Genomic DNA, 23,980 nt, shown 5'->3' with positions numbered 1-23,980 from the left:
GCGCGAAATCATGGCAACCTGACCCGCCGTTCGAGGTGGCGCACGCCCGAAGCGAAAGTCACGCTGATGATCAGAAAGAAGACGCCCGTCATGGTGATCGGTTCGAGATAGCGGAAGGTTTCCGAGCCGATGTTCTTCGCCTGCTGCATCAATTCGACCACGGTAATGGCTGACAACACGGGCGTGTCCTTGAACATGGCGACGAGGTAATTGCCGAGCGCGGGAATCACGGGACGAATGGCCTGTGGCAGAATCACGCCGCCATACGTGCGCCAGGGCGACAACGACAGCGCACAGGCCGCTTCCCATTGTCCACGCGCGACGCCGTTGAGTCCTGCGCGATAAACCTCCGACACGTAACACGCATAGTGCACGGCAATGCCGATGGTGCCCGCCATCAACGCCGACATGGTGAGTCCATAAAGCGGCGCAACGTAGAAGAGCACATACACCTGAATCAAAAGCGGCGTGCTGCGAATAAACTCGATGAAGAAAGCCGTCGCCTTCGAGACGAAAACGATCTCGCTGCGTCGCAGTATTGCGAGCACGAGGCCCAGCACCAGCGCGATGGCAAACCCCACTAGCGTGATGCCGATGGTGTATATCGCGGCGTGCAGCAGTTCCGGCAGGATATGCAGCGCGTATGTCACATCGAAGAGTTGACCGAATGTCGTCATGATGCGGCCCTCGGCGCGACGCGACGAACGGCGACGTGACTGCTTACGCGGCGCTCGAAGTGACGCATTACCGTGACGATGATCTGCGCCAGTACGAAGTAGATCAGCAGCGTCAGCCCGAAGATTTCCGCTGTCTTGAAGGTCGCTTCATCGAGTTGTCGCGCGCGGAACGTCAGGTCCGAAAGCGTGATCAGCGACACGAGCGAAGTCCCTTTGAGTAATTCGATCATGAGGTTCGTGGCGGGCGGCAGTGCAATGATCATGGCTTGAGGCAACACGACGCGGCGTAGCCTGACCCATGCCGGCATGTTGAGTGCCAGTGCTGCTTCGTATTGTCCGCCTGCCACCGAGTGCAATGCGCCGCGCAAAATCTCGGAGCCATAAGCGCCGTAATGCAAACCCAAACCAACGATGGCCACGGTAAAGGGCGTCAACTGAATATTGAAGGGCGGCAAGGGCAGCACGAAGAACAGCCAGAACAATTGCACCAGCAAGGACGTGCCGCGAAAGACTTCGACATAGACATTGCCAAGCCAGCGCAGGGTACGATAAGGCGCTTCGCGCAGCGTCGTTGCGATGCCCGCCATGACGATCGCAAGCATGATGCTGAGCACGGCGATCTGGATCGTGACGAGCGTGCCTTTCCACATCAGCGGCAGTAGCTCATTGAGGTCACTCATGACGGTTCCTCGCTAAATGAACGACGCGACGCGCGCCTGTACCGAATGTATCTCTGCTCAACCGCCGCAAAGTTCAGGCGCTTTCTTCGTGGTCAGATTCGTCTTGTCGAAGCCGAACGGTCCCACCGTTTTCAGATGATCGTCCGTGCCGAGCCAGGCATGGAGTTCCTTGTTGACCGCATCGCGCAGATCGGTGTCTTCGGGGCGAAAGGCGAGTGCGCCATAGCCCGTATGCTTCGGGTCGTCGTTGAACTGGCTCGTTGCTTCGACTAGCGGGCCGCCCTTCGTCGCAAGCCCCTTCATGGTGAGCGAGGTGCCAACGGCTGCATCGGCGCGGCGTGCGCGCACGGCCTGCAATTGCGCGGTGGTATCGGGCACCTGAAGAATCTGGTCGTCCTTGATGCCCGCCTCGCGTGCATAACCGAGTTCCGCCGTGCCGGCCATTACTGCGAGTTTCGTGTCGCCTTGCTTGGCGACATCGGCGTAACTGTGAAGGTTTTTGGGGTTGCCCTTGAGCGTCAGCAACGTGTCGGGAATTTGATATTGCGGATCGGCGAAAGCAACCTGCTTGCAGCGCTCGGGCGTAATGTACATGCCCGCTGCAATCACATCGAAACGGCCTGCCTTGAGGCCCGGAATGAGCGCGCCCCATTCTGTCAGCACCGCATCGACTTTCTTGACGCCCAGTTTGGCGAATACTTTCTTGGCGATTTCCGGCGATTCGCCCGTCACGGTGCCGTCGGCCGTCGTATAGGCGAAGGGCGTTTCGTTCGCATAGCCGATGCGCACCTCGCCGGTGCGTTGAATTCGTTGCAAGGTGGTTTCCGCGGCAGCGCCCGCGCTGAAGGCACTCAAGCTCGCCGCGGCGACGCATGCGGCCACCAGCATTCCAGACAGTCGTTTGGTCTTCATAGCGTTTTCCGTTTATAGCGTTGGTAGCGTTCGTATGGTCGATTGCGCGCGTTCCTTGAAGGCTGCGGCTAGATCGGTCATGGAGAAAACCCTTATAGGAAGCGGTCTTCACAGGCTTTACCGCGCAGCCACCGATGCAGAATACAAAGCCATATATTTGTTCCGATTGCTCTAGGACAATTATTTTTCAAGGAGCTTTTGCGCCACTATTGCGCATGAGTCAAGCGCACGAGGAGTGGAAATTGAATCAGCGATGGCGCGAGGCCGTACGCACCGTGCAAGGCGTACAGTCGAAATACAAGCGGCTCGTCAAGGCGATGGCGCTGGATATCGAGAACGGCACACTGGCTTCAGGCGCACGCTTGCCGCCGCAACGCGAGGTCGCGGCGGATCTGGAAATCAGCGTGCAGACGGTCACCAATGCCTATAAAGAACTCGAGCGCCAGGGGCTGATTCGCTGCGAAGTCGGGCGCGGCAGCTTCGTCGCGGCGCGCGTCACGGAAACCATGTCCAACTACATGCTCGATACGGCCGAGCGCTCCGTGGTCGACTTTTCGATTGCGCGTATCGTCCATACGCCCGAACACGATGCAATGTGGCGCAAGGTCTGCGCGACGCTTGCAACCATCGAGGATCAGCCCTGGATACGCGCGTTTCGTCCGATTGCGGGTTTCGAGCATCATCGGCAAGCGGGTGTTGCTTGGCTCGAATCGCTCAACATGCCTGCGACCGCTGAGACGCTCCTAGTCACGAATGGTGCTGCGCACGGCATCTTTCTGGCGCTTGCTTCCATTGTCGGACCGGGCGATACCGTGCTCTGCGAGAGCCTGACCGATCACGGCGTCATAGGCTCCGCGAACGTGCTCGGCTTCACGCTCAAGGGACTGGAAATCGACGAACATGGCATACGTCCCGAACATTTCGAGGAAATGTGCGACAGCGAGCGCGTAAGCGCACTGGTCTGCACACCGACGCTCAATAATCCCACGGTCGCCATCTTGACCGACTCGCGCCGGCGCGCGATTGCGCGCATTGCAGAGCGATACGGCGTGTATGTCATCGAAGACGATGTCTACGGCGCGTTGCCCGCCAAGGCGCAGACGCCGATAGCAAGCCTGATCCCCGAACTGGCGTTCTATTGCACGAGCATGACGAAGTCAGTGTTAAGCGGCTTGCGCACGGGCTTCATGACCGTGCCACGGCGTCTTGCCTTGCGCGCGGAAAGCGTGTTGCGCGTATCGAGCTGGATGGCGACCTCGCCGATAGCCGAAGTCACCGCGCGCTGGATCATGGACGGCACGGCGCAACGTCTCGTGCAGATACAACGCGAGCGGCTTTCGATGCGTCAGAGTGTCGTGCGTGAAGTGCTGGGAGAATATGTGCTCGGCAGCCATCCGAACGCGCTCTCTGCGTGGCTGCGCGTGCCGGATGAATGGGAAGCGGAACGTATTACGCGCGAACTGCGCAACCGCAATATCGCGGTGACATCGCCCGATCCGTTTCTCGTGCGCGGCGCTGAGCGGCCCAATGCGGTGCGTCTGTGCGTGGGCGCCGAAGTGGGCGAGGCGAGCTTTCGCACGGCCATAGAGACCATTCGCGAAGTCTTCGAGCAATTTCCGCACGTGCACGACTTCAACTAATCTCGCATGCGCGGAAATGAACTAGGACAATTCAAAACGATTTTTTAGGACATTAGACTCGGTTGCATCGACACTTGCTCAATGCAATCGCGCCATGTCCGCACTCACGCTCGACGATGTTTATCGCGCACGCCAACGCATCGAAGGGCGTGTGCTCGTCACGCCGCTCGTGCAGTCGGCGACACTCTCGCGCGTTGTAGACGCACCTGTCTACCTCAAACTCGAAACGCTTCAGCCTACCGGCAGCTTCAAGTTGCGCGGCGCGACCAACGCATTGGCGCAACTCGCGGAAGCAGGGTGCAAGCGTGTCGTGACGGCATCGACGGGTAATCATGGCCGTGCGATCGCGCATGCGGCGCGCGCGCTGGGAATCGAGGCCGCAGTGTGCATGTCATCGCTTGTGCCAGCGAACAAGGTGGATGCGGTCGCGGCGCTCGGCGCGCGCGTCGTGATTGCAGGCAAGAGCCAGGACGATGCACAAGTCGAAGCGCAGCGCCTGGTGCGCGAAGAAGGCTATGCGTTCGTACCGCCTTTCGACGATGCGCGCGTCATTGCGGGGCAGAGCACCATTGGTCTGGAGATTATCGAAGCGCTTCCCGACGCATCCGCTATCGTCGTGCCCCTGTCGGGCGGCGGTCTTTTCAGCGGCGTGGCATTCGCGGCAAAAGGCATGAGGCCAGGCATCGAAATGATCGGCGTATCCATGCAACGCGGCGCCGCCATGCATGCGAGCCTCGAGGCGGGCAAACCCGTTCTCGTCGATGAACTCGAGACGCTGGCGGATTCGCTCGGCGGCGGCATTGGTCTCGACAACCAGCATACGTTCGCGATGACACGTGAATTGATCGATCGCATGGTGCTCCTCGATGAGCGTTCGATTGCTCGCGGCATTGCACATGCATATAACGAAGAGCGGCTCGTGGTGGAGGGCGCAGCGGCCGTCGGCATCGCGGCTGTGCTGGATGGTGCCATCAGGCCGCGTGAAGGTGGGCCAGTGGTTATCGTCGTGAGCGGTTGCAACATCGATATCGATACGCACCGCCGCCTGATTGGAGCGCTTTGATGACGTCTTCAATCGATCGTTCCACCATCTTGCTAGGCGAAGCGGAGCTGCGCGAACTCGTGCCGCTCGACCTCGATGCGATCGCACAGATCGAAGCTGCCTTCCGTTCGCTTGCGACAGAAGCGGTGGCGATGCCGCCGATTCTTCGCCTCGACATTCCCGAACACGCTGGCGAAGTCGACGTAAAAACCGCTTATTTGCCGGGTCTTCTGAGTTTTGCGATCAAAGTCAGTCCTGGCTTCTTCAACAATCCCTCTCTGGGTTTGCCGAGCTTGAACGGTCTCATGCTCGTGCTTTCGGCGCGCACGGGACTGACGCAAGCCGTGCTGCTCGACAACGGCTATCTCACGGCGGTACGCACGGCGGCAGCGGGTGCTGTCGCCGCACGCTGGCTCGCAAGACATGACGCCAAACGCGTGGCGATCATCGGTGCGGGCGAACAGGCGCGCCTTCAACTCAAAGCGTTGCGACTGGTACGCGACATCGATCACGTGACCGTGTGGGCCCGCGAAGGCGAGCGCGCGTTGCACTACGCACGCGATTGTGAAGCGGCGGGCCTTGAATGGGCTGTCGCCGATAGCGTGAGCCACGCGCTCAGGCATGCGGATATCGCCATCACCACGACACCTAGCCGCGAGCCGTTGATTCACGCCCGCGATCTTCATGCGGGCTTGCATATCACCGCGATGGGTTCGGATGCCGAGCACAAGAACGAGATTGCGCCAGACGTGTTCAAGGCGGCGCGCTACGTGTGCGACCGCTTGCAGCAAACGCGCGTGCTTGGCGAACTACATCACGCGATAAGCGCAGGGGTTATCGCCGCCGATGCATCGTTCGCCGAATTGGGACAGATCATCGCGCAGCAAGTGCAAGGCCGCATGAGCGATGACGACATCACCGTATGCGATCTCACCGGCACCGGCGCGCAGGACACGGCCATTGCAGCACTTGCGCTTGCAAGAGCACGCGCGACGCGTGCAGGAAGCATCTTTCACAACGACGTGACGCTTTGACAGAGGGGACGATGTCCGAAATCAAGCAAGAGAAGCGAGGCGAAGCGCCGGTCGTGCGCTTGCCGTTCGATCGCGGCGAGTACGACGCGCGCATGGCGAAGACGCGACGCGCAATGGAGAAAGCAGGTATCGACCTGATGATCGTGACGGACCCGACCAACATGGCATGGCTCACCGGTTACGACGGCTGGTCATTCTATGTGCATCAATGCGTGCTGCTTGCCATGGATGGCGAGCCGGTATGGTTCGGTCGCGGGCAAGATGCGAACGGCGCGAAGCGCACGGTGTTCATGGCGCACGAGAATATCGTCGGATATCCGGATCACTACGTGCAGTCTCAGGTTCGTCATCCGATGGACTTTCTCTCGATTGAAGTCATCGTCGCGCGCGGATGGGACAAGAAGCATATCGGTGTGGAGATGGACAATTACTACTTCAGTGCGAAGGCGTATGCGTCGCTCGTTCAGCACTTGCCCAACGCGAAGTTCAAGGACGCGACCGCGCTCGTCAACTGGCAGCGTGCGGTGAAATCGCCGCGCGAGATCGAATATATGCGTGTGGCGGCGCACATCGTCGAGAAGATGCACGCGCGCATTCTCGACAAGGTCGAGCCTGGCATGAGGAAGTGCGACCTCGTCGCGCAAATCTATGACGCCGGCATCACGGGCGTCGAAGGCTATGGCGGCGACTATCCGGCTATCGTGCCGCTCTTGCCTACTGGCTCGGATGCAGCGGCGCCACATCTCACATGGGACGACTCCGCGTTCACTGCGAATGCCGGGACGTTTTTCGAAATCGCCGGATGTTTCAAGCGCTATCACTGTCCGCAATCGCGCACGGTTTATCTCGGCAAACCGCCGCAGCATTTCATCGATGCCGAGAAGGCGGTAGTCGAAGGCATTGAAGCAGGACTCGCCGCTGCGAAGCCGGGCAACAAGACCGAGGACATCGCCGATGCGTTCTTCGCGGTGCTGCGCAAGTCGGGTATCGAGAAGGATAGCCGCTGCGGTTATCCCATCGGTGCGAGTTATCCGCCCGACTGGGGCGAGCGCACCATGAGCTTGCGGCCGGGGGACAAGACGGTCCTCGAACCCGGCATGACGTTTCATTTCATGCCGGGACTATGGCTCGATGACTGGGGTCTCGAGATCACGGAAAGCATCCTGATTACCAATACCGGCGTCGAGACTTTCTGCAATACGCCTCGCAAATTGTTCGTGAAGGAGTAGTACGATGCGCGCGTCACCGATCAGTCCGACCGTCGACTTCGAAGCCGACGGCGAACAACACGGCTTCCTGAAGCTGCCGTATTCGCGCAACGATTCGGCGTGGGGTGCGGTAATGATTCCGGTCACGGTCATCAAGCGCGGCGACGGACCGACCGTGTTGCTCACGGGCGGCAATCACGGTGACGAGTATGAAGGGCCGATCGCGTTGTCGAAGCTCGCATCGACGTTGAAGGCCGGCGATATCAATGGCCGCTTGATCGTGGTGCCGTTCATGAATTACCCGGCGTTTCGCGCGGGTACGCGCACGTCGCCCATCGACGCGGGTAATCTCAATCGCAGCTTTCCGGGCCATCCCGATGGCACGGTGACGCAGAAGATAGCCGATTACTTTCAGCGTCATTTGCTGCCCTTGGCGGACTACGTTCTCGACATTCATGCAGGCGGGCGTACGCTCGATTTTCTTCCGTTCGCGGCGACTCACGTGTTGGCGGATGCACGGCAACAGGCTCGCTGCGAAGCCGCCATGCGCGCGTTCGGCGCACCTTATTTAATGCGCATGCTCGAACTCGACAGCGTCGGTTTATACGACAGCGCAGCCGAAGAGGCGGGCAAGGTGTTCGTCTCCACCGAACTCGGTGGCGGCGGTTCATCCACTGCTGCTAGCGTCGCCATCGCGGAACGCGGCGTGTATGGCTTCCTCGCCCATGCGGGCATCATCGACAAAGAAAGCGTGATTGGCGAAGCGCGCACGACCACGCTGCTCGATATGCCCGATGGCGCGTGCTATACGACGAGCGAACACGCGGGCTTGCTGGAGATGTGCCGCGATCTTGGCGACATGGTGGCCGAGGGCGATGTGCTTGCGCGTGTTCATGACATCACGCGCTCTGGCGCGACGCCGGTCGAATATCGCGCACAGCGTGCGGGACTGCTTGCGGCAAGGCACTTTCCTGGCCTCGTACAGACAGGTGACACGGTGGCTGTCGTGGCCGACATCATCGAACGCAACATACCGGTGACGATCTGACTTGACCAAACTCGACCGATACGATCTGGCTATCTTGCGCATTCTCGCGGGCGACGGACGCATTACGAAGTCGCGTCTGGCGGAGAAGGTGAACCTGTCGATCTCACCTGCATGGGAGCGTGTGAAGCGGCTCGAAGAAAGCGGGATAGTCAAGGGATATCGGGCGAATATCGACTGGACGTCGGCGTTCAAGGGAAGCCGTATCGTCGTGGAAGTTACGCTCTCGCGGCATACCGCGTCAGACATGAGACGCTTCGAAGACCGCGTGCAACAAGCGTCCGAGATCGTGCAGTGTGTGGCGACAGGTGGTGGTGTCGATTACGTGCTGCATGTAGTCGCGCGGGACATAGACCACTACCAGCGCTTCATCGACTCGTTGCTGGTCGAGGAACTCAGCATCGAAAAGTACTTCACGTATATCGTGACCAAGGTCATCAAGGACGATTGCGGTGGTCCGCCCGAGTGGGCGCAAGTTTGAGTCGCGAACATCGAAACAGAAAAAACACCAGGCGTGGCAATCGATAACGAAAAATTCCGCGACTGCATGAGCTTAAAGTGACTCCATCGAATTAGACTCAAGAGCGAATCAACCGATAGGAGCGAACGTCATGCTGTTAGGACATCCGGTTCTCTTCAAGTCGCTGTGCTATGTGGACGGCCGTTGGGTACATAGCAACAATGCCGCGTCGATCCCGGTGGTCAATCCCGCCGATCAGCGCGTCATCGGGCATGTGCCGATGCTCGAACGCGAACAGGTCGTCAGCGCCGTCGGAGCCGCCGACCGCGCGTTTCAAGCTTGGCGCTGGACACCCCAGCAAAAGCGCAGCGCGTTTCTCATGCGCTGGCATGAACTGATCTTGCGTCATCAGTCTGACCTCGCCGGCATTTTGTCGCTGGAGCAAGGCAAGCCGCTCGCCGAAGCGAAGGGCGAGATCGCATATGCCGCGAGCTTTATCGAATGGTTTGCCGACGAAGCAAAACGCCTTGCAGGACGCACCATTCCAACGCATATCGATGGCGCGCATCTCGGCACGGTCATGGAGCCAGTCGGCGTTGCGGCGCTCATCACGCCATGGAATTTCCCCGTGGCGATGATCACGCGCAAAGCCGCAGCCGCTATCGCGTCGGGCTGCACGGTTGTCATCAAGCCTGCGCACGAAACGCCTTTTTCAGCGATGGCGCTTGCACAACTCGCGGAAGAGGCTGGCTTTCCCGCAGGCGTGTTCAACGTCGTGATCGGCGAGCCGCAGATGACCATGGAAGCGCTCGTGAGCGACACTCGCGTGCGTGCGGTGAGCTTCACCGGTTCGACGCGAGTTGGAGGTCTGGTGGCAAAGGCCGTGGCGCAGGCAGGCATCAAGAAGCTTGCGCTCGAGCTTGGCGGCAATGCGCCGTTCATCGTGACCGAGGACGCAGATCTCGAACATTCGGTGCGCGTTGCGATTGGGGCAAAGTTTCAGACATCGGGTCAGGATTGTTGCGCCGCGAATCGCATCTTCGTGGCGCGACCCTTGTACGAAGCGTTCGTGCAACGTTATACCGAAGCGGTCAAGGCACTGAAGGTAGGCAGCGCGTTCGAAGCGAATGTCGATGTCGGTCCGCTCATGCATCAGGCCGCTTTCGATGCGACCGTTGCGCGTATCGAAGACGCAAAGGCGCAAGGCGCGCGCATCACTGTCGGCGGCAACGCGCATGAGCTCGGTGGATGGTTCTATGAGCCGACCGTTGTCGCGGATGCTAGAGCTGGCATGCGTATCTACGATGAAGAGAACTTCGCGCCCATCTCCGCGATCTCTCCGTTCGATACGCTCGACGAAGCCGTGACACGCGCCAACGATACGGAATACGGCCTTGCCGCCTATATCTGCGCCACGCGCATCGACACGATCTTCCAGTTGGTGCGACGGCTCGACTTCGCAATGGTCTCGGTGAACGGCGTCAAGTTCACGGGCGCGCCCATTCCCTTTGGCGGCATGAAGGCATCGGGTCTCGGCCGCGAAGGTGGCGCGGAGGGCTTCGAACCGTTCGTCGAAACGAAGTATTTTTGCTTAGGGAATCTGGGTCTGCCGCTTTCGAGCGCAGCCTGATTCAACCCACGTTAAGAACACGCATAGCGCTCCAAGGAGAAGCACATGAGCCAGCAACAGCAATCGCTTGAACACTTGTTCGCGGAAGATCGCGCGCATTTCATGCATCCGTCCACGCACGCCCACGATCATGCAAGCGGCGCGTTGCCGGGCAAGATCGTGACGGGCGCCAAGGGCATTCGTATCGAAGATCATCAGGGCCGGACTTATATCGATGCATTCGCAGGACTGTATTGCGTGAACATCGGCTACGGTCGAACCGAAGTGGCCGAAGCCATTTATGAGCAGGCAAAGAAGCTCGCTTACTATCACACTTATGTCGGCCACTCGACCGATGCGATCATCGAGTTGTCGTCGCGCATCATCGCGTGGTCACCGGAAGGCATGAAGAAGGTGTACTACGGCATGTCCGGGTCCGATGCCAACGAAACGCAGGTCAAGATCGTCTGGTACTACAACAACGTACTGGGTCGCTCGAACAAGAAGAAGATCATCTCGCGCGAACGGGGCTATCATGGCTCGGGCATCGTCACGGGCAGCCTCACTGGCTTGCCGAGCTTTCATCAGCACTTCGACTTGCCGATCGATCGTGTGAAGCATACGGTTTGTCCGCATTGGTATCGAAAGGCACCGGCTGGTATGAGTGAAGCGCAGTTCACCGCATACTGCGTGGAAGAACTCGAGAAGCTGATCGCGAAGGAAGGCGCGGATACCATCGCTGCGTTCATCGCCGAACCGGTCATGGGCACGGGCGGCATCATCGCGCCGCCGGAAGGTTACTGGGATGCTATCCAGCAAGTGCTCAGCAAGCACGACATCCTCTTGATCTCCGATGAAGTCGTGTGCGGCTTCGGACGTCTCGGCTCGAAGATGGGCGCGCAGCATTACGGCATCAAGCCGGATCTCATCACCGTGGCTAAGGGCCTCACGAGCGCTTATGCGCCGCTGTCGGGCGTGATCGTGGGCGAACGTGTATGGGATGTGATCGACAAGGGCTCACGAGAGCATGGTCCGATGGGACACGGTTGGACCTATTCGGGTCATCCCATTTGCGCGGCTGCTGCACTGGCCAACCTCGACATTCTCGAACGTGAAAACCTCACGCAGAATGCGGCGGAAACGGGAGCTTATCTGCATGCGCAGCTTCACGCGGCATTCGATTCGCATCCGTTAGTGGGCGAAGTGCGTGGCGCGGGTATGCTTGCCGCGCTCGAATTCATGGCCGATAAAGACGCGCGCAAACCTTTCGATGCGGCGCTCAAGGTCGGGCCGAAGGTATCGGCAGCGGCTCTGGAGCGCGGTGTGATTGCGCGAGCCATGCCGCACGGCGATATTCTCGGCTTTGCGCCACCGCTCGTAACGACGCGTGCCGAAGTGGATGAGATAGTCGGCATCGTCAAGCAGGCGGTCGACGCGGTGGCTAATGACGTGATCGGATCGACTGTCGCGAGCTGAAGGTCGGAGTGGAATGCGCGTTGCTCATGTTGTTGGCACCGACAGCCTTTAACGGGAGCAAGCAATGACGATTAACGACAGCGAACAGAAGAGCACGGATAAGCCGCTTGGCGATGCTGGCAGCGGAGCAAGCGGTGGCGGTTCTATCGGCAATCTGCCGGGTCCCGGTTCAGCGACAGGAGGCGATCCAAAGCAAGGAGTGCGTCACCCTAATGCGGGAGAGATAGAGCCTGAAAATAGGCGGCTTGACGAAGATCCGCATCAAACGGCGGAAGTGCCTTTGGGTTCAGGCAGCCGACCTGAACCGGCAGGAAAGGGTGGACTTGGCCCACAAAAAAGCGAAGGTGACGGTGCAACGTCGCACGAGTCGCTCAAGCCTTGAAAAGAAAGCGGCCGCTTTGTGCGGCCGTTTTCTGCTTGGCGATTAACGCGTGGCGATGTACATCGTGATTTCAAAGCCAAAGCGCATATCGGTAAAGCTAGGGGTTTCCCATTTCATAAAGCCTCCTTTTGCAAGAGCGGCCAAGCGGTTGCAAGACCGATGCGCGGTTCTAAGCTTGGTTTAGCGCCGGCCGAATCCGCGCCCAAAATTCGACGCGCTTTAATCCTAACGCGTCTTAGGCGTCTGCATCATTGAAAATTGCCCGCGAGATCATTTAATTTATTTATAGCGGTCTTGGCCGGTTTCCCGAATCGTCAGGGGATGTACCTACTTTGTCAGGGTCCGTGACGGGATTCTGTTCCAGCGCTTCTCCGGGACGAGGGATTACCCTGTCTGCCTCGGACGGCTCGATTTCGTTCAGACGATTGCCGCCGGGTGTACGCGGCTCTTCATGCAAGTCGTTATTTGTTTGCGCGGATGTCATTACGGTTTCCTTTAGTCGCCTTGTCGTTACGTGAACCAAGTTGATAGAGCAGCAACCGTTGTACCTAAGGTCAGCGTGCGCCAGGCGCACTTGATGCTAGCCGATTGATATGTCTATCCACTCCAAGGAGCGAAGCATGTCAATCGAAGCGGACCGTATTTCCGATCTCGAAGTGAAAGTCGAAGACACGTTGTACATGTTCGATACAAAGGATCGCGCTGACGCGTTCATGCAGTGCCTTGGCAACGACTCGTTGCAGACGTGCACCATTAATCACGCGCCTGTATCGATGCGCGCTATGACGACCGACACAGGCGTGCCGGAAGGTGAACCGGGCAGCATCATCTCGCCCTCGCTTGGCGGCATGCCCTGATCCAATGCTCAAGAATCAGAGAATGGCGCTTGAAGTAGTGCGTGGCGCAAGCGCGCTGCGCGTCAGCGACTCTAGTGGCAAAGGCTTGTCGAAGAAGTAGCCTTGCGCCTGCGCTGCACCCATGTCGCGTAGTACTGCAAGCGTGGCCGCGTCCTCGACGCCTTCGGCGACAAGCGTGAGATCGAGCGACTCGGCCATTCGCACGATAGCTCGCACGATCGCGCGACTGCGAGGGCTTTCGGTCAGTTCGAGAATAAACGACTTGTCGATCTTGAGGCCGCTGAACTGATACTGATGCACATAGCTCAGGGACGAAAAGCCCGCGCCGAAGTCATCCAGTACGACGGACATGCCGTTATCCGCGAGTCTTTGCATGGTGCGGCGCGCAAGATCCGGCTCGGCTACGAGCGCGCCTTCCGTGAGTTCGAGACATACACGCGATGGCGACACGCGATAACGCCTGAGCAGCGCAAGGACATCGTCGGCGAACTCGGGGCGCGTCATGCTATAGCTCGAACAATTGACATGCACGGGCGGCCAGTGCGCAAAGCTGGCATTGGAAAGTATCGCGGCGACGCGTTCCAGCATGTATAAGTCGAGCCGACCGATGAGGCGCAGCCCTTCCACGGCAGGCAGAAATTCGCCGGGTGCCACGATACGTCCATCGGGTTGGCGCCAGCGAATCAACGCTTCGAGCGCGACCACTTGGCCACTCCCTACATCGACGATAGGCTGAAAATACGGCAGCAACTCGTCGTCGCGCTTGATCGCGTTACGCAATGCGCCCTCGCGTTCGACCTGATCGGAGACCTGTCGGCGCAGCTCCTGATTGAACACGACGAAGCTGTCGCGGCCCGCGTTCTTGACGCGATACATCGCGGTATCGGCATCGCGCAAAAGATCGGCGGGCTCGGTATGAAACTGCGTGTCCGCGCTCACGATGCCAATGCTGCACGAAGAAAACACCACATGTTCTTCGATATGAAACGGCAGATCGAAAGCCGCGAGGATGCGCTTGGCAATCGCCACCGCGTCGCGTACCGGCGCCTTGGGCGACAGCACTGCGAATTCGTCGCCGCCCAAGCGCGCGAGCAGATCGGTGGAGCGCAGACAATCGCGCAGACGCGCGGCGGCCTGCACCAGCAGCATGTCGCCGAAATGATGACCCAGGCTGTCGTTCACCACCTTGAAGCGATCGAGGTCGATGAACATCACCGAGAGCTCATCGCCGCGTGTCTGGTAGTCGTGCCATGCACCACGCAGCCGATGCATCAGATGACTGCGGTTGGGCAGGCCGGTCAATGCATCGTGCGAATTCTCGTACAGCAGACGCGCGTTGACATCGTCGAGTTCACGCGTACGGGCCTGCACACGGGCTTCGAGCTCGAGGTTGGCTGCATGCAATGCTTCGGCATCGCGGCGGCGCGAGAGGGCGGTATCGATATGGCGCGATACGAAGGTCAGCAACTCCTGATCGCGCTGCGAATAGCGCACGAGCGGCGAGTAACTTTGCACCGCGAGCACGCCGCGCACGACATCGCCATCGAACAGCGGAATGCCGAGCCACGAGCGCAGGCGCACGTCGTCGTGATCGGTTTCGAACGCCCCTTCCGCGATGAGACGCAGCGCTTCCTGATGATCGATGAGACGCGCGCGGCGTTCGCGAATCACATACTCGGTGAGCCCACGCTGGCCGCGACGCGGCGCGGGCCGCTCCTGCACGATCTCATCGACGTAATAGGGAAACGAGACTTCGCATGTTTCGGTTTCGAAGAGCGCCACATAAAAATTGCGCGCATAGAGCAGCTCGCCGACGATGCCATGCAAACTGCGAAAGAACTCCATCATGTCGCCGGGCCGGCTCGACAATTCCGCGATCTGATAGAGCGCTGCTTGCAGATGCTCGGAACGCTCGCGCTCGGCAATGCCATGTCGCAAAGCAGCGTTGAGCTTCGACAATTCGGAGGTGCGGCGGGCGACCTGTTCTTCCAGATCCGCGCGATGCAGGATACGGTCGAGCGCCATTGCGACGTGACGCGCCACGACTAAAAACAGCGCGCGGTCCTCGGCGGTGTACATGCGCGAGACGTCATAGACCTGCATGGCCAGCATGCCGAAGACTTCGTCGGACGCATTCTTGAGCGGCGCGCCCATCCAGAACTCGGGGCGATCGCCGATGCAATAGAAACGCTCCGCGCGTTCGGCCGCGCAGATGTCGGCTGCGGTCACAAAGAGCGGCTGCTCGCTCGTGAGCACTTGCCCTGTCATCGAAAGACGCTTGGGATCGAGAATGTCGTAGTTCTCGGCGGCGACCACGTCCGTGTCGATCACATCGACGTAATACGGATAGGTGATCTTGCCGGTCTTGCGGTCGTAGAGCGCGAGGTAGAAGTTCTCGGCGTCGATGAGCGTGCCGAGACGCTCGTGCACGCAACGCAGAAAATCCGCGCGCTCGGGCACCGAACTGGCGAGATACGCGATCTCATACAACACGCGTTGCGTGAGTTGCGCGCGCGCGAGGACATCGGCCTGCACGCGTTCACCAAGTGCGCGCGCGAGTTCAGCGAGATGTGCATTGTCGCTGTATGCCACCGGCGCGAGCAGCCAGCCGAGCACGCTTTCGCCGCGGCCGGTCGGCCATGCATGCCAGCCGTGCGCGGCGCAGGCTTTCGCGAGGCGGTCCTCAGCGATGTCGCTTGGCCACGCTGGTATGCAAAATTCATTGCCCTGGCGTTCAAGATGCAATTGCTCCCCCGCGCGATACCAAGCCCATGTGTTGGGGCAAGCGGACGCGGCAGTGTCCCGCAGCAAGGCGTCGATGGACGGTGCGATGTTCGCCAGCGCGGCATCGGCAGCGGCAGTCACGTCTTCCTGTGCGGCCTGAGCCGCCTGCAGTGGCGCGTTATACGCGGAAAACACACTCATCGGCGCTCCAGGCCCTCAGGCCGCCTCGTCGGACGGTTGGTTAAGCAAAGCGGCTCGCGCACGGTTGCCCGAAGCGCCTCATGCAATCGCTCTTACTCTGGTATCGGCAGCGAGCATACAGCCTTGAGCATGGATGACAAAAAAAGCGGCAGGATTGGCTTTTGCATGCACTTTATGCCGATACCGCCGCGCGGGCGAAGCGTTCGCGGTAAGTCTGAGGCGCAACCCCGAGTGCGCGCACGAAGCCGCGTCGCATGGTTTCTTCCGAACCGAAGCCGCAGCGTGCCGCAATGCGCTTGACCGGCAGGTCCGTGTCGCCCAGCATACGGCGCGCGGCTTCCAGCCGCATTTGTTCGATGGCGCGAGCAGGCGTTGCGCCGGTCTGCGCCCGGTAATGACGCACGAAGCTGCGCTCGCTCATGCCGACGCGCGCCGCCAGCGTTCCGATGGATAGATTGCATGCAAGATTCTCCGCGATCCATGCATGCAATTCGCCGAAGCGTTCGCCCGAGTCCTTCTGCAGCGAAAGCGCGGCGCTGAACTGCGCCTGCCCGCCGGGGCGCTTCAGAAACACGACGAGATGACGCGCGACATCGAGCGCGAGCGCGCGTCCGAGATCATCTTCGACGAGCGCAAGCGCCAGGTCGATTCCCGCTGTCACGCCCGCGGAGGTCCAGAGATCGCCGTCGCGGATGAAGATGGGATCGGACTCGACCCGCACCGCCGGAAAGCGGCTCGCGAGCTCGGCGCAGCGCGTCCAGTGCGTGACGGCGCGGCGTTCGTCCAGCAGGCCGGTCGCCGCAAGCAGAAAGGCGCCGGTACACACCGATGCCGTGCGGCGCGCATGAGCGGACCGCGCGCGCACCCAGTTGACCAGCGTGCGGTCGCGCAGCGCTTCATGCACGCCCCAGCCGCCCGCGATGACGAGCGTGTCGCACGGCTCGCGCGCATCGGGCAGCGCTTCGCCGATCAGCCCAAGTCCCGCCGATGCTGTCACCGTGCCGCCCGGCGCGACGACTCTCGCGCGATAAGGGCGTGGCATGCCGGCCTCGCGCGCCAGTTCGTTCGCGGACGCGAACACCTGCAAGGGACCGGCGACATCGAGCAACTGAACGTCGGGAAAGGCGAGTATGTCGATGATGCGTGGCTTCGGCGATGACATGATAGCTAGGGCGCTTGGCGTAAAAGGTGGGGCGATCGACCATCTCGCCATAGCGTAGCGGCGTAGGATGCATTCGTCCACCTTCATTCTTCAACCTGCCACCAGAGAGAAAGCGATGACCCTTCAAATCGGCCTGCTGCTTTTCCCGCGCGTTCAACAACTCGACCTCACCGGTCCGTACGAAGTCTTTGCGCATCTGCCGGACGCTAAAGTGCATCTTGTATGCAAAACGCTTGCGCCTGTTCCTTCCAGTACAGGGATGCAACTCACACCCGACACATCGTTCGCGGAATGCCCCACACTCGACGTGCTCTGTGTTCCCGGAGGCGAAGGCGTCGGCGCTCTGATGGAAGACAAGGAAACGCTTGCGTTCATCCGCCAGCAGGCCAAGGGCGCTCGCTTCATCACTTCGGTATGCACCGGTTCACTCGTTCTCGGCGCGGCCGGTTTGCTGCGCGGCAAGCGTGCGACGACGCATTGGGCTTTTCACGAGCTGCTGGGCGAATTCGATGCGACGCCCGTGCACGCCCGCGTGGTGCGCGACGGCGCCTTGTTCACGGGCGGTGGAATCACGGCGGGCATCGACTTCGCGCTGACGCTCGCGGCTGAACTCGTCGGCGAGCACGAGGCGCAGGCCATTCAACTGCAAATGGAGTACGCGCCCGCGCCGCCGTTCGATGCCGGGGATCCGAATCACGCGCCTGCCGCTGTAGTGGCGGACGTGCGGGAGCGCTCGGCGGCTTCGCTCGCAAAGCGCAGGGAAATCACGAAGCGCGCGGTGCATCGGCTCGGATTGAATGCTTGATGCAAAATGCCGGCATGCCGCATTTTGAATGCCAAATGCCTGTATTCAGAACCGCTTTTGCATGAAGTACCGCGCACGTCCTGAATGGAAATCAGCGAGTTCGCCGAAGACTTCGAAACCGTGGCGAACATAAAGATCGCGGGCTGCGGGATTGAGCGTATCGAGCCACGCGGCGCGGCAGCCGCGCTTGCGTGCCTCGACTTCGGCGGCGTCGAGCGCGTGAGCGCCAAGTCCGCGACCGCGCGCATCTTCGCGAACCCAGAGCCATTTGACGAAAAGCCATTCCCACGCGGTGAAGCCCGCGAGGCCGCCTACAAAGTCGTCGCCTTGATAAAGCGAAACGGCCAAGTCGCGATGATCGCTTGGTCCGAGTTGACCGGCATTGAACGCGGCGAGACCGCCTGCCACATCGGCCTCGAACGATGCGTCGATCCAGTCGGTCACGGATACCGTCACTTGGATACGCTCGCCCTGCATCAAAGCTGCTCCGGCGGCGCAAGCGAGACGCCGGTAATGCCGTGTCGCGCGAACGCATCCCGAATAAAGCCCGACCGTTTGATGTCCTCGATGAAGTCGCGAAGATACTGCGTGGCCGCATCGCCGCGAGTCTTCGGCAAGCCCATTGCCTGCCTGATCACCATGAAGCGCCCGTCGATCAGCCGTACCCCGGGCGTGCGAGCGGCGTCGGCCTCGAGTTGCTGCTTCACGCCCGCGGCGACCTCGATCCCGTCGCGCAGAAAAGTGTCGACCACCGCCTCCGACAGTCCAGTGCGCACGAGTTGAGCATGCTGCAATTCGCGCGTCAGGAAGAGGTCGTATGCGCTCCCTTTGCCCACCATGATGCGATTGCCCTCGCGATCCACATCCTCGATGCGAGAAAGCGGCGAGTCGTTGCGCACCAGATAGCACCCTTCGATCAGCACATACGGTGCAGTGAACGCAATGCCCGCGCCACGCAGCGGATCGATCGCGAAGAAGCCGACATCGGCCTGTTCCGCCGTCACCGTCTCCACCGATTGCGCGGCGTTGGGAAAGGAATTGAATGCAATCTCGACGCCGAGCCGCGCGGCCAGTTCGCGGGCAATATCCACGGAGACGCCGCTGGGTTCGCTGCTCGCCGAATCGCGATGCACGAGCACGGGGTTTCCAAGGTTGAGCGCCGCGCGAAGCGTGCCGGTTGGAGCAAGAGCGTTTTTCGTGGTCGCGGTTAGCGTCATGGTTTTCCTTCGATGAGAGACGTTGGCATCTTGCGTTCTGCATGCAAACCGATCCGATGCAGAATACGCGATGCGCCAACCATCTGGCAAAGGAGAACGCATGCAGATACCCCGCATAGACAGTCGCGAGTTGATCGATCGCCTCGAGCTCGAACCGCATCCCGAGGGCGGCTACTTTCGTGAGACCTATCGCGCGAATTCAGGAGTCACGCGCAAGGGCGAGGACGATTTCCGTTCGGCATCGACAGCCATCTATTTCCTCCTTTGCGATGGCGCTTACTCCGCCTGGCACCGTATTCGGTCGGATGAAGTCTGGCATTTCTATGCGGGTGACTCGATCGATGTCCATGTGCTCCATTCGAACGGAAAACTGACGACGCATCGACTCGGCAATGCGCTTGAAGATCCGCAGGCGGCGTTTCAGGCGGTCGTCAACGCGGGTGACTGGTTTGCCGCCGAATGCCATGAACCAGGCGGTGCCGCGCTCGTCGGCTGCACGGTGGCGCCAGGGTTCGAGTTCAGCGAGTTCGAATTGGCCGCGCCCGGCGCGCTCGGGGCGCGTTATCCACGGCATCGCCAGTTGATCGAGCGGCTGGAGCCTAAGCGTCTGTGAGCCAAATGAAAGTCAGGCGCGCGGTTTGCTGTGAAACGGCTAAGAAATGAAAAGCAACTTAGCAAACGAGCAAACCGAAAGCGCCATGGACGATTCCCTTATCCGCCTGCGGGCGAAGATTGCAAGGCAAATCGCCGAGCGAGAAGCAACCCTACAACCGATGCGCGACTACGCAGTTCTTGGCGGCAATGCCACCCCCGAACGAACTTACTGCCCCGTTACCCTCGCGGCATTGGAGCAAGACCTTTGCGGCTGGAAGCGCATGGCCGCAAAATTGGAGACGACTGTTTTGTTCGAGCCGCGCGAACATCGCGCGTTACGCATGCCGCGTCTGCGTTAAGCAAGCGTCGGCCTTTGCGGTCAAAATGATTAGCGCAACGCTAACCACGGAGACCCGCAATGTCAGCATCGAAGCAAGACACGCCTGTCTGGTTCATCACCGGCTGTTCCACCGGCTTTGGCCGTGAACTCGCATCCGCTGTGCTTGCGCGCGGCTGGCGTGCTGTCGTCGCCGCTCGCGATCCCGCCCGCGTCGCCGACATCGTCGAGCCTGCAGGCGATAGAGCCATTGCGGTTCGGCTCGACGTCACGCGCCCGAACGACATCACCGCTTCGGTAAAAGCGGCGCACGATGCGTTCGGTCAGATCGACGTATTGGTCAATAATGCCGGCTTCGGCTATTTGGCCGCAGTCGAGGAAGGCGAGGACGACGAGGTGCGCGCGATGTTCGAAACCAATTTCTTCGGCGCGGCTGCAATGATTCGCGCGGTACTGCCAGGCATGCGCGAGCGTCGCGCGGGGCACGTGGTCAACATCACATCCGTGGGCGGCCTGGTTGGTAATCCAGGCAGCGGGTATTACGCTGCGACGAAGTTTGCGCTCGAAGGCCTCGGCGAAGCGCTCGCGCGCGAGACCGAGGGCCTTGGCATCAAGGTCACGGCCGTCGAACCTGGACCTTTCCGCACGGATTGGGCGGGCCGCTCGCTTAAGCAGACCCAGCGTTCGATCGACGATTACGATTCCGTTGCCGGTCGCCGTCGCGCGGGGATTGCCGAGCTTAGCGGCAGACAAGCGGGTGATCCGGTGCGCGCGGTGCAGATCATCATCGAAGCCGTGGAAGCTAAAAATCCGCCCGCGCATCTCGTGCTTGGCAATATTGGGCTCCAAGCCGTGCGGGCCAAGCTTGCAGCGCTTAACGCGGATATCGATACCTGGCAAGAACGCAGCGCCTGGAGCGACAACCCGCTCGATTAAAAGCATCAACCTCGAACCTCAGGCCCGCTTATTGCGCTATTTGTTATTGCGCTCGATCTTCGACGCTTGTGCTATTTACGCTTCGGGAAAAATCCATCATGCGCGTGCTTTTCGTTGAAGATGACGTTGGTCTTTGCGACGCTTTCAGCGCGCTTGCCCGCGCCTCGGGGCATATCGCCGATGTCGCATACGATGGACACCGGGCGCTTGAACTCGCGTCGGAAAATCGCTACGACACGATATTTATCGACATAGGCCTGCCGGATTTCGATGGTCGCGATCTTTGCAGACGGTTGCGCGCTGCCGGGCCGAGCCAGCTTGCTTGCGTCGTCGCGGTAACGGGTGACGACCGGCACCGTGACAGCGAACAGGAACAATTCGACGGCTACTACCTCAAGCCCTTCACTGAAGAAGGCTTTATGGCGGTCTTAGCGGCTTGCTAAAGAAAGCAATTAAAGACGCAATAAAAACGTCCGTTCATTAGAACGGACGTTCTTTTTTGTGCTTAAGGGAAATGCAGGAAAAAACGTAGCCACACAGAAAAGTCCGTTTGTACAATGCCCTTAACGGCGATTCAAGGCCTGCCCAAAGAGGCGGTAGCAGGAGACAACCCAAAAACGACATGGTCCGCTTTGCTTGCAAGCGAGCACCGGAACACGACACCGCCGAGTCCCCGGTCTATCCGGTGGTCGTGACCGGCGCGGGACCGGTCGGTCTTGCGACTGCAATCGATCTTGCGCAACACGGCGTTTGTACCGTGCTCGTCGATAGGGACGACACCGTATCGGCCGGTTCGCGCGCCATCTGTTTTGCGAAGCGCACGCTTGAAATCTTCGAACGTCTCGGCTGCGTCGACGAGATGATCGAAAAAGGTGTGCGCTGGAATGTCGGGAAGGTGTTCCTGCATGACGATCTGATTTATGCATTCGACTTGCTGCCCGAAGCAGGCCATGCGCATCCCGCGTTCATCAATCTCCAGCAATATTACGTCGAGCGCTATCTCGTCGAACGCGCGGCACAACTCGATAACTTGCATATGCGCTGGAAGAGCCGTGTAGTCGGTGTAACGCAGCATCGGGATCATGTCGAACTGCAAGTGGATACGCCCGATGGACGATACGCCTTACGTACACGCTATGTCGTAGCGGCCGACGGCTCACGCAGCTTCATTCGTCAGGCTCTCGATCTCGATAGTCACGGCCGGGTATTCAAGGACCGCTTTCTCATTGCGGACGTCAAGATGAAAGCGCCGTTTCCGGCGGAACGCTGGTTCTGGTTCGATCCACCGTTTCATCGCAACCAGTCTGTGCTGCTGCATCGCCAGCCGGACAACGTATGGCGCATCGACTTTCAGCTCGGCTGGGAAGCTGACCCTGTCACGGAAAAAGCACCCGAACGTGTCATTCCGCGCGTCAAGGCATTGCTTGGCGAAGACGCGGAATTCGAACTCGAATGGGTGAGCATCTATACGTTTGCATGTCAGCGCATGGAGCATTTCAGGCACGGTCGAATTCTGTTCGCAGGCGATGCGGCGCACGGCGTCTCACCTTTCGGCGCGCGCGGCGCGAATAGCGGTGTGCAAGATGCAGACAATCTCGCATGGAAGCTCAGTCTCGTCGTTCATGGCGACGCTCCGCCTGCTTTACTCGACACGTATGCATCCGAACGGGAATACGCCGCGGATGAAAACATTCGTCATTCCACGCGATCGACCGATTTCATCACGCCGAAGAGTACGGCCTCGCGTCTCTTTCGGGACGCGGTGTTGAAGCTATCGAAGGACTGTGCTTTTGCGCGACGCCTCGTCAATAGCGGGCGACTCTCGGTGCCGACCGTGCTGCAAGACTCGCCGCTCAATACGCCCGATCAGCGCGATGACAGCTTCGCATGTTCGATGACGCCAGGGACGGCATGCGTGGATGCGCCCATACGCGTAAATGGCCGCGCTGCATGGCTCTTGCAACAAACGCATGGCAAAGGCTTCATAGGAATCTACTTCTGCGGCAGCGATGACGGGGAGGAAGTGCGCAGGGCTCTTTTACAGAGGCTAACGTCGTTTCGTCTATTGCTGGTTGCGCCGAAGGGCATGGCCGCGTCGTCCGAAGATATCGAAGACGTCGATGGCATCGTGGCGCATCGATTCGATGCTCGCCCCGGCACGTTCTACTTGTTGCGCCCCGACCAGCACGTATGCGCGCGCTGGCGTGCGTTCAACGCCGATGCGATATTTAACGCCGTACAACGCGCTACTTGCAATGGATAAGCCAGCATGAAGCTCAAGCTCGAAGCCAATCTTGCCGATCCGGATGCGTTCTATGAACGGCTCATCGGCACACACGATGGACTAAGCGACGAAGAAAGCCACATGCTCAACGCCAAGCTCGTGCTGCTTCTCGCGAATCATATTGGCGATGACGATGTAATCGGAGAAGCATTGGACATCGCGCGCAACGGCGTCAAAGCAGATTAAACGGCAATGCGCAGTGTCTCGCAGATAAAGGCGCCAATGCGGTCTAGATCGTCTAGCGGCAGCAGAGGCAGCGCGCTGTCGACTGCCGAGGCATCGTCGGTTGCAATGGCAAGAATTGCGACGTCGGTCTTATAAAGCGGCTCCCGGCCAACCGATGGCCGAACCACCTCCAGTCGCGGAATGGCTTCGCGTGCAAATCCTTCGACAATCGTGAGGTCCGCATGTGTCAGCCGCGCAGCGAGTTCCGTAAGCGAAGGCTCGTTCCCCTCGCGCAACTCGCGCACGATTGCATAGCGGTAAGGCGATGCAATCACCACTTCGCCCGCGCCTGCACGCCTGAAGCGCGCGCTGTCTTTGCCCGGCGGTTCGAGTTCGATTGAATGATGACTGTGCTTGATGACGTTGACTACAAGACCGCGTTCCCGAAACCAGGGCAACAACGCCTCGATCAGCGTGGTCTTGCCCTGACCCGAGCGGCCCGAGATACCGAAGAGCGGCGCATTCATGCGATA

General features: G+C 59.9%; 26 protein-coding genes. 17 read left to right on the top strand and 9 right to left on the bottom strand.

The features are described from left to right. Window positions 1–8: 8 nt before the first annotated feature. Genes ehuD through ehuB form a run of 3 tightly spaced genes read right to left on the bottom strand, consistent with a single transcriptional unit; the run spans window position 9 to window position 2,269 of the window. Entirely contained in the window at window positions 9–677 is a 669-nt protein-coding gene (ehuD, locus tag NCR98_RS17525) for an ectoine/hydroxyectoine ABC transporter permease subunit EhuD (protein ID WP_250467295.1), read from the bottom strand. Then, window positions 674–1,357, bottom strand: coding sequence for an ectoine/hydroxyectoine ABC transporter permease subunit EhuC (gene ehuC, locus NCR98_RS17520; RefSeq protein ID WP_250526799.1), 684 nt, complete (start codon window positions 1,355–1,357; stop codon window positions 674–676). The genes ehuD and ehuC overlap by 4 nt, the downstream gene beginning before the upstream one ends. Before the next feature lie 57 nt (window positions 1,358–1,414). After that, a complete protein-coding gene (gene ehuB, locus NCR98_RS17515) occupies window positions 1,415–2,269 on the bottom strand; it encodes an ectoine/hydroxyectoine ABC transporter substrate-binding protein EhuB (RefSeq protein ID WP_250467293.1) in 855 nt (284 codons plus the stop codon). 215 nt (window positions 2,270–2,484) lie between these two features. Between ehuB and ehuR the strand changes: the two genes are divergently transcribed. The 9 genes from ehuR (at window position 2,485) to NCR98_RS17470 (ending at window position 12,165) form a co-directional block, all read left to right on the top strand. Then, entirely contained in the window at window positions 2,485–3,909 is a 1,425-nt protein-coding gene (ehuR, locus tag NCR98_RS17510) for a MocR-like ectoine utilization transcription factor EhuR (protein ID WP_250467292.1), read from the top strand. 94 nt (window positions 3,910–4,003) lie between these two features. Further along, on the top strand, window positions 4,004–4,972 hold the full coding sequence (eutB, locus tag NCR98_RS17505; protein ID WP_250510144.1) for a hydroxyectoine utilization dehydratase EutB: 969 nt from the start codon (window positions 4,004–4,006) through the stop codon (window positions 4,970–4,972). Next, entirely contained in the window at window positions 4,972–5,985 is a 1,014-nt protein-coding gene (locus NCR98_RS17500) for a cyclodeaminase (protein ID WP_250493514.1), read from the top strand. Before eutB ends, NCR98_RS17500 begins: the two co-directional genes overlap by 1 nt. Before the next feature lie 11 nt (window positions 5,986–5,996). After that, window positions 5,997–7,214: an ectoine hydrolase DoeA gene (gene doeA / locus NCR98_RS17495; protein ID WP_250526798.1), complete on the top strand. Its 1,218-nt coding sequence runs from the start codon at window positions 5,997–5,999 to the stop codon at window positions 7,212–7,214. A gap of 4 nt (window positions 7,215–7,218) precedes the next feature. Next, window positions 7,219–8,241 carry a N(2)-acetyl-L-2,4-diaminobutanoate deacetylase DoeB gene (gene doeB / locus NCR98_RS17490; protein ID WP_250526797.1) on the top strand — a complete coding sequence of 341 codons (1,023 nt, stop codon included), beginning with the start codon at window positions 7,219–7,221 and terminating at the stop codon, window positions 8,239–8,241. A gap of 1 nt (window position 8,242) precedes the next feature. Then, window positions 8,243–8,719, top strand: coding sequence for an Lrp/AsnC family transcriptional regulator (locus NCR98_RS17485; RefSeq protein ID WP_250510141.1), 477 nt, complete (start codon window positions 8,243–8,245; stop codon window positions 8,717–8,719). Window positions 8,720–8,849: 130 nt separating this feature from the next. Next, complete coding sequence (locus NCR98_RS17480) at window positions 8,850–10,328, top strand: NAD-dependent succinate-semialdehyde dehydrogenase (protein WP_250526796.1); 1,479 nt, start codon at window positions 8,850–8,852, stop codon at window positions 10,326–10,328. Window positions 10,329–10,373: 45 nt separating this feature from the next. Beyond that, window positions 10,374–11,783, top strand: a complete 1,410-nt coding sequence (locus tag NCR98_RS17475; RefSeq protein WP_250526795.1) for an aspartate aminotransferase family protein — start codon at window positions 10,374–10,376, stop codon at window positions 11,781–11,783. Window positions 11,784–11,847: 64 nt separating this feature from the next. Then, complete coding sequence (locus tag NCR98_RS17470) at window positions 11,848–12,165, top strand: hypothetical protein (protein WP_250526794.1); 318 nt, start codon at window positions 11,848–11,850, stop codon at window positions 12,163–12,165. Between the two features lie 42 nt (window positions 12,166–12,207). Here the strand turns inward: NCR98_RS17470 and pqqA are convergent, their stop codons facing one another. After that, window positions 12,208–12,282 carry a pyrroloquinoline quinone precursor peptide PqqA gene (pqqA, locus tag NCR98_RS17465; RefSeq protein WP_008353049.1) on the bottom strand — a complete coding sequence of 25 codons (75 nt, stop codon included), beginning with the start codon at window positions 12,280–12,282 and terminating at the stop codon, window positions 12,208–12,210. Between the two features lie 503 nt (window positions 12,283–12,785). On the opposite strand from pqqA, the gene NCR98_RS17460 reads away from it, so the two are divergent. Further along, entirely contained in the window at window positions 12,786–13,022 is a 237-nt protein-coding gene (locus NCR98_RS17460; RefSeq protein WP_250526793.1) for a hypothetical protein, read from the top strand. Between the two features lie 15 nt (window positions 13,023–13,037). Here the strand turns inward: NCR98_RS17460 and NCR98_RS17455 are convergent, their stop codons facing one another. Both NCR98_RS17455 and NCR98_RS17450 read right to left on the bottom strand, forming a co-directional pair. Further along, the gene (locus NCR98_RS17455; protein WP_250526792.1) at window positions 13,038–15,947 is read right to left on the bottom strand and encodes a bifunctional diguanylate cyclase/phosphodiesterase; all 2,910 of its coding nucleotides are present in this window, start codon (window positions 15,945–15,947) and stop codon (window positions 13,038–13,040) included. Between the two features lie 172 nt (window positions 15,948–16,119). Beyond that, window positions 16,120–17,109, bottom strand: coding sequence for a GlxA family transcriptional regulator (locus NCR98_RS17450; RefSeq protein ID WP_250526791.1), 990 nt, complete (start codon window positions 17,107–17,109; stop codon window positions 16,120–16,122). A 115-nt stretch (window positions 17,110–17,224) separates the two neighbouring features. On the opposite strand from NCR98_RS17450, the gene NCR98_RS17445 reads away from it, so the two are divergent. Beyond that, complete coding sequence (locus tag NCR98_RS17445; protein WP_250526790.1) at window positions 17,225–17,914, top strand: DJ-1/PfpI family protein; 690 nt, start codon at window positions 17,225–17,227, stop codon at window positions 17,912–17,914. A gap of 45 nt (window positions 17,915–17,959) precedes the next feature. Here NCR98_RS17445 and NCR98_RS17440 read toward each other — a convergent pair whose 3' ends face one another. Further along, a complete protein-coding gene (locus tag NCR98_RS17440) occupies window positions 17,960–18,391 on the bottom strand; it encodes a GNAT family N-acetyltransferase (RefSeq protein WP_250526789.1) in 432 nt (143 codons plus the stop codon). Beyond that, a complete protein-coding gene (locus NCR98_RS17435) occupies window positions 18,391–19,131 on the bottom strand; it encodes an ABC transporter substrate-binding protein (protein ID WP_250493503.1) in 741 nt (246 codons plus the stop codon). Before NCR98_RS17435 ends, NCR98_RS17440 begins: the two co-directional genes overlap by 1 nt. A gap of 100 nt (window positions 19,132–19,231) precedes the next feature. Here NCR98_RS17435 and NCR98_RS17430 point away from each other — a divergent pair, with 100 nt between their 5' ends. From NCR98_RS17430 to NCR98_RS17405, 6 genes are all read left to right on the top strand, one after another. Beyond that, entirely contained in the window at window positions 19,232–19,744 is a 513-nt protein-coding gene (locus NCR98_RS17430) for a cupin domain-containing protein (protein WP_250526788.1), read from the top strand. Between the two features lie 46 nt (window positions 19,745–19,790). Next, window positions 19,791–20,084 carry a hypothetical protein gene (locus NCR98_RS17425; protein ID WP_250467265.1) on the top strand — a complete coding sequence of 98 codons (294 nt, stop codon included), beginning with the start codon at window positions 19,791–19,793 and terminating at the stop codon, window positions 20,082–20,084. A gap of 59 nt (window positions 20,085–20,143) precedes the next feature. Continuing rightward, a complete protein-coding gene (locus NCR98_RS17420) occupies window positions 20,144–20,998 on the top strand; it encodes an oxidoreductase (protein WP_250526787.1) in 855 nt (284 codons plus the stop codon). A gap of 98 nt (window positions 20,999–21,096) precedes the next feature. Beyond that, window positions 21,097–21,441 (top strand): response regulator, encoded by a 345-nt coding sequence (locus tag NCR98_RS17415; RefSeq protein WP_244829475.1) that lies wholly within the window; start codon window positions 21,097–21,099, stop codon window positions 21,439–21,441. A 179-nt stretch (window positions 21,442–21,620) separates the two neighbouring features. Then, window positions 21,621–23,261: an FAD-dependent oxidoreductase gene (locus NCR98_RS17410; protein ID WP_250526786.1), complete on the top strand. Its 1,641-nt coding sequence runs from the start codon at window positions 21,621–21,623 to the stop codon at window positions 23,259–23,261. Between the two features lie 6 nt (window positions 23,262–23,267). After that, complete coding sequence (locus NCR98_RS17405) at window positions 23,268–23,468, top strand: DUF2783 domain-containing protein (RefSeq protein ID WP_250493498.1); 201 nt, start codon at window positions 23,268–23,270, stop codon at window positions 23,466–23,468. Here the strand turns inward: NCR98_RS17405 and mobB are convergent. Continuing rightward, window positions 23,465–23,974 carry a molybdopterin-guanine dinucleotide biosynthesis protein B gene (gene mobB / locus NCR98_RS17400; protein WP_250526785.1) on the bottom strand — a complete coding sequence of 170 codons (510 nt, stop codon included), beginning with the start codon at window positions 23,972–23,974 and terminating at the stop codon, window positions 23,465–23,467. The two genes, NCR98_RS17405 and mobB, sit on opposite strands and share 4 nt — an antisense overlap. Between the last annotated feature and the right edge of the window lie 6 nt (window positions 23,975–23,980).

Origin of the sequence: Caballeronia sp. GAWG2-1 (assembly GCF_023631405.1) — a bacterium.
Classification (GTDB): domain Bacteria; phylum Pseudomonadota; class Gammaproteobacteria; order Burkholderiales; family Burkholderiaceae; genus Caballeronia.
This window is presented reverse-complemented; position numbering and strand designations above follow the sequence as displayed.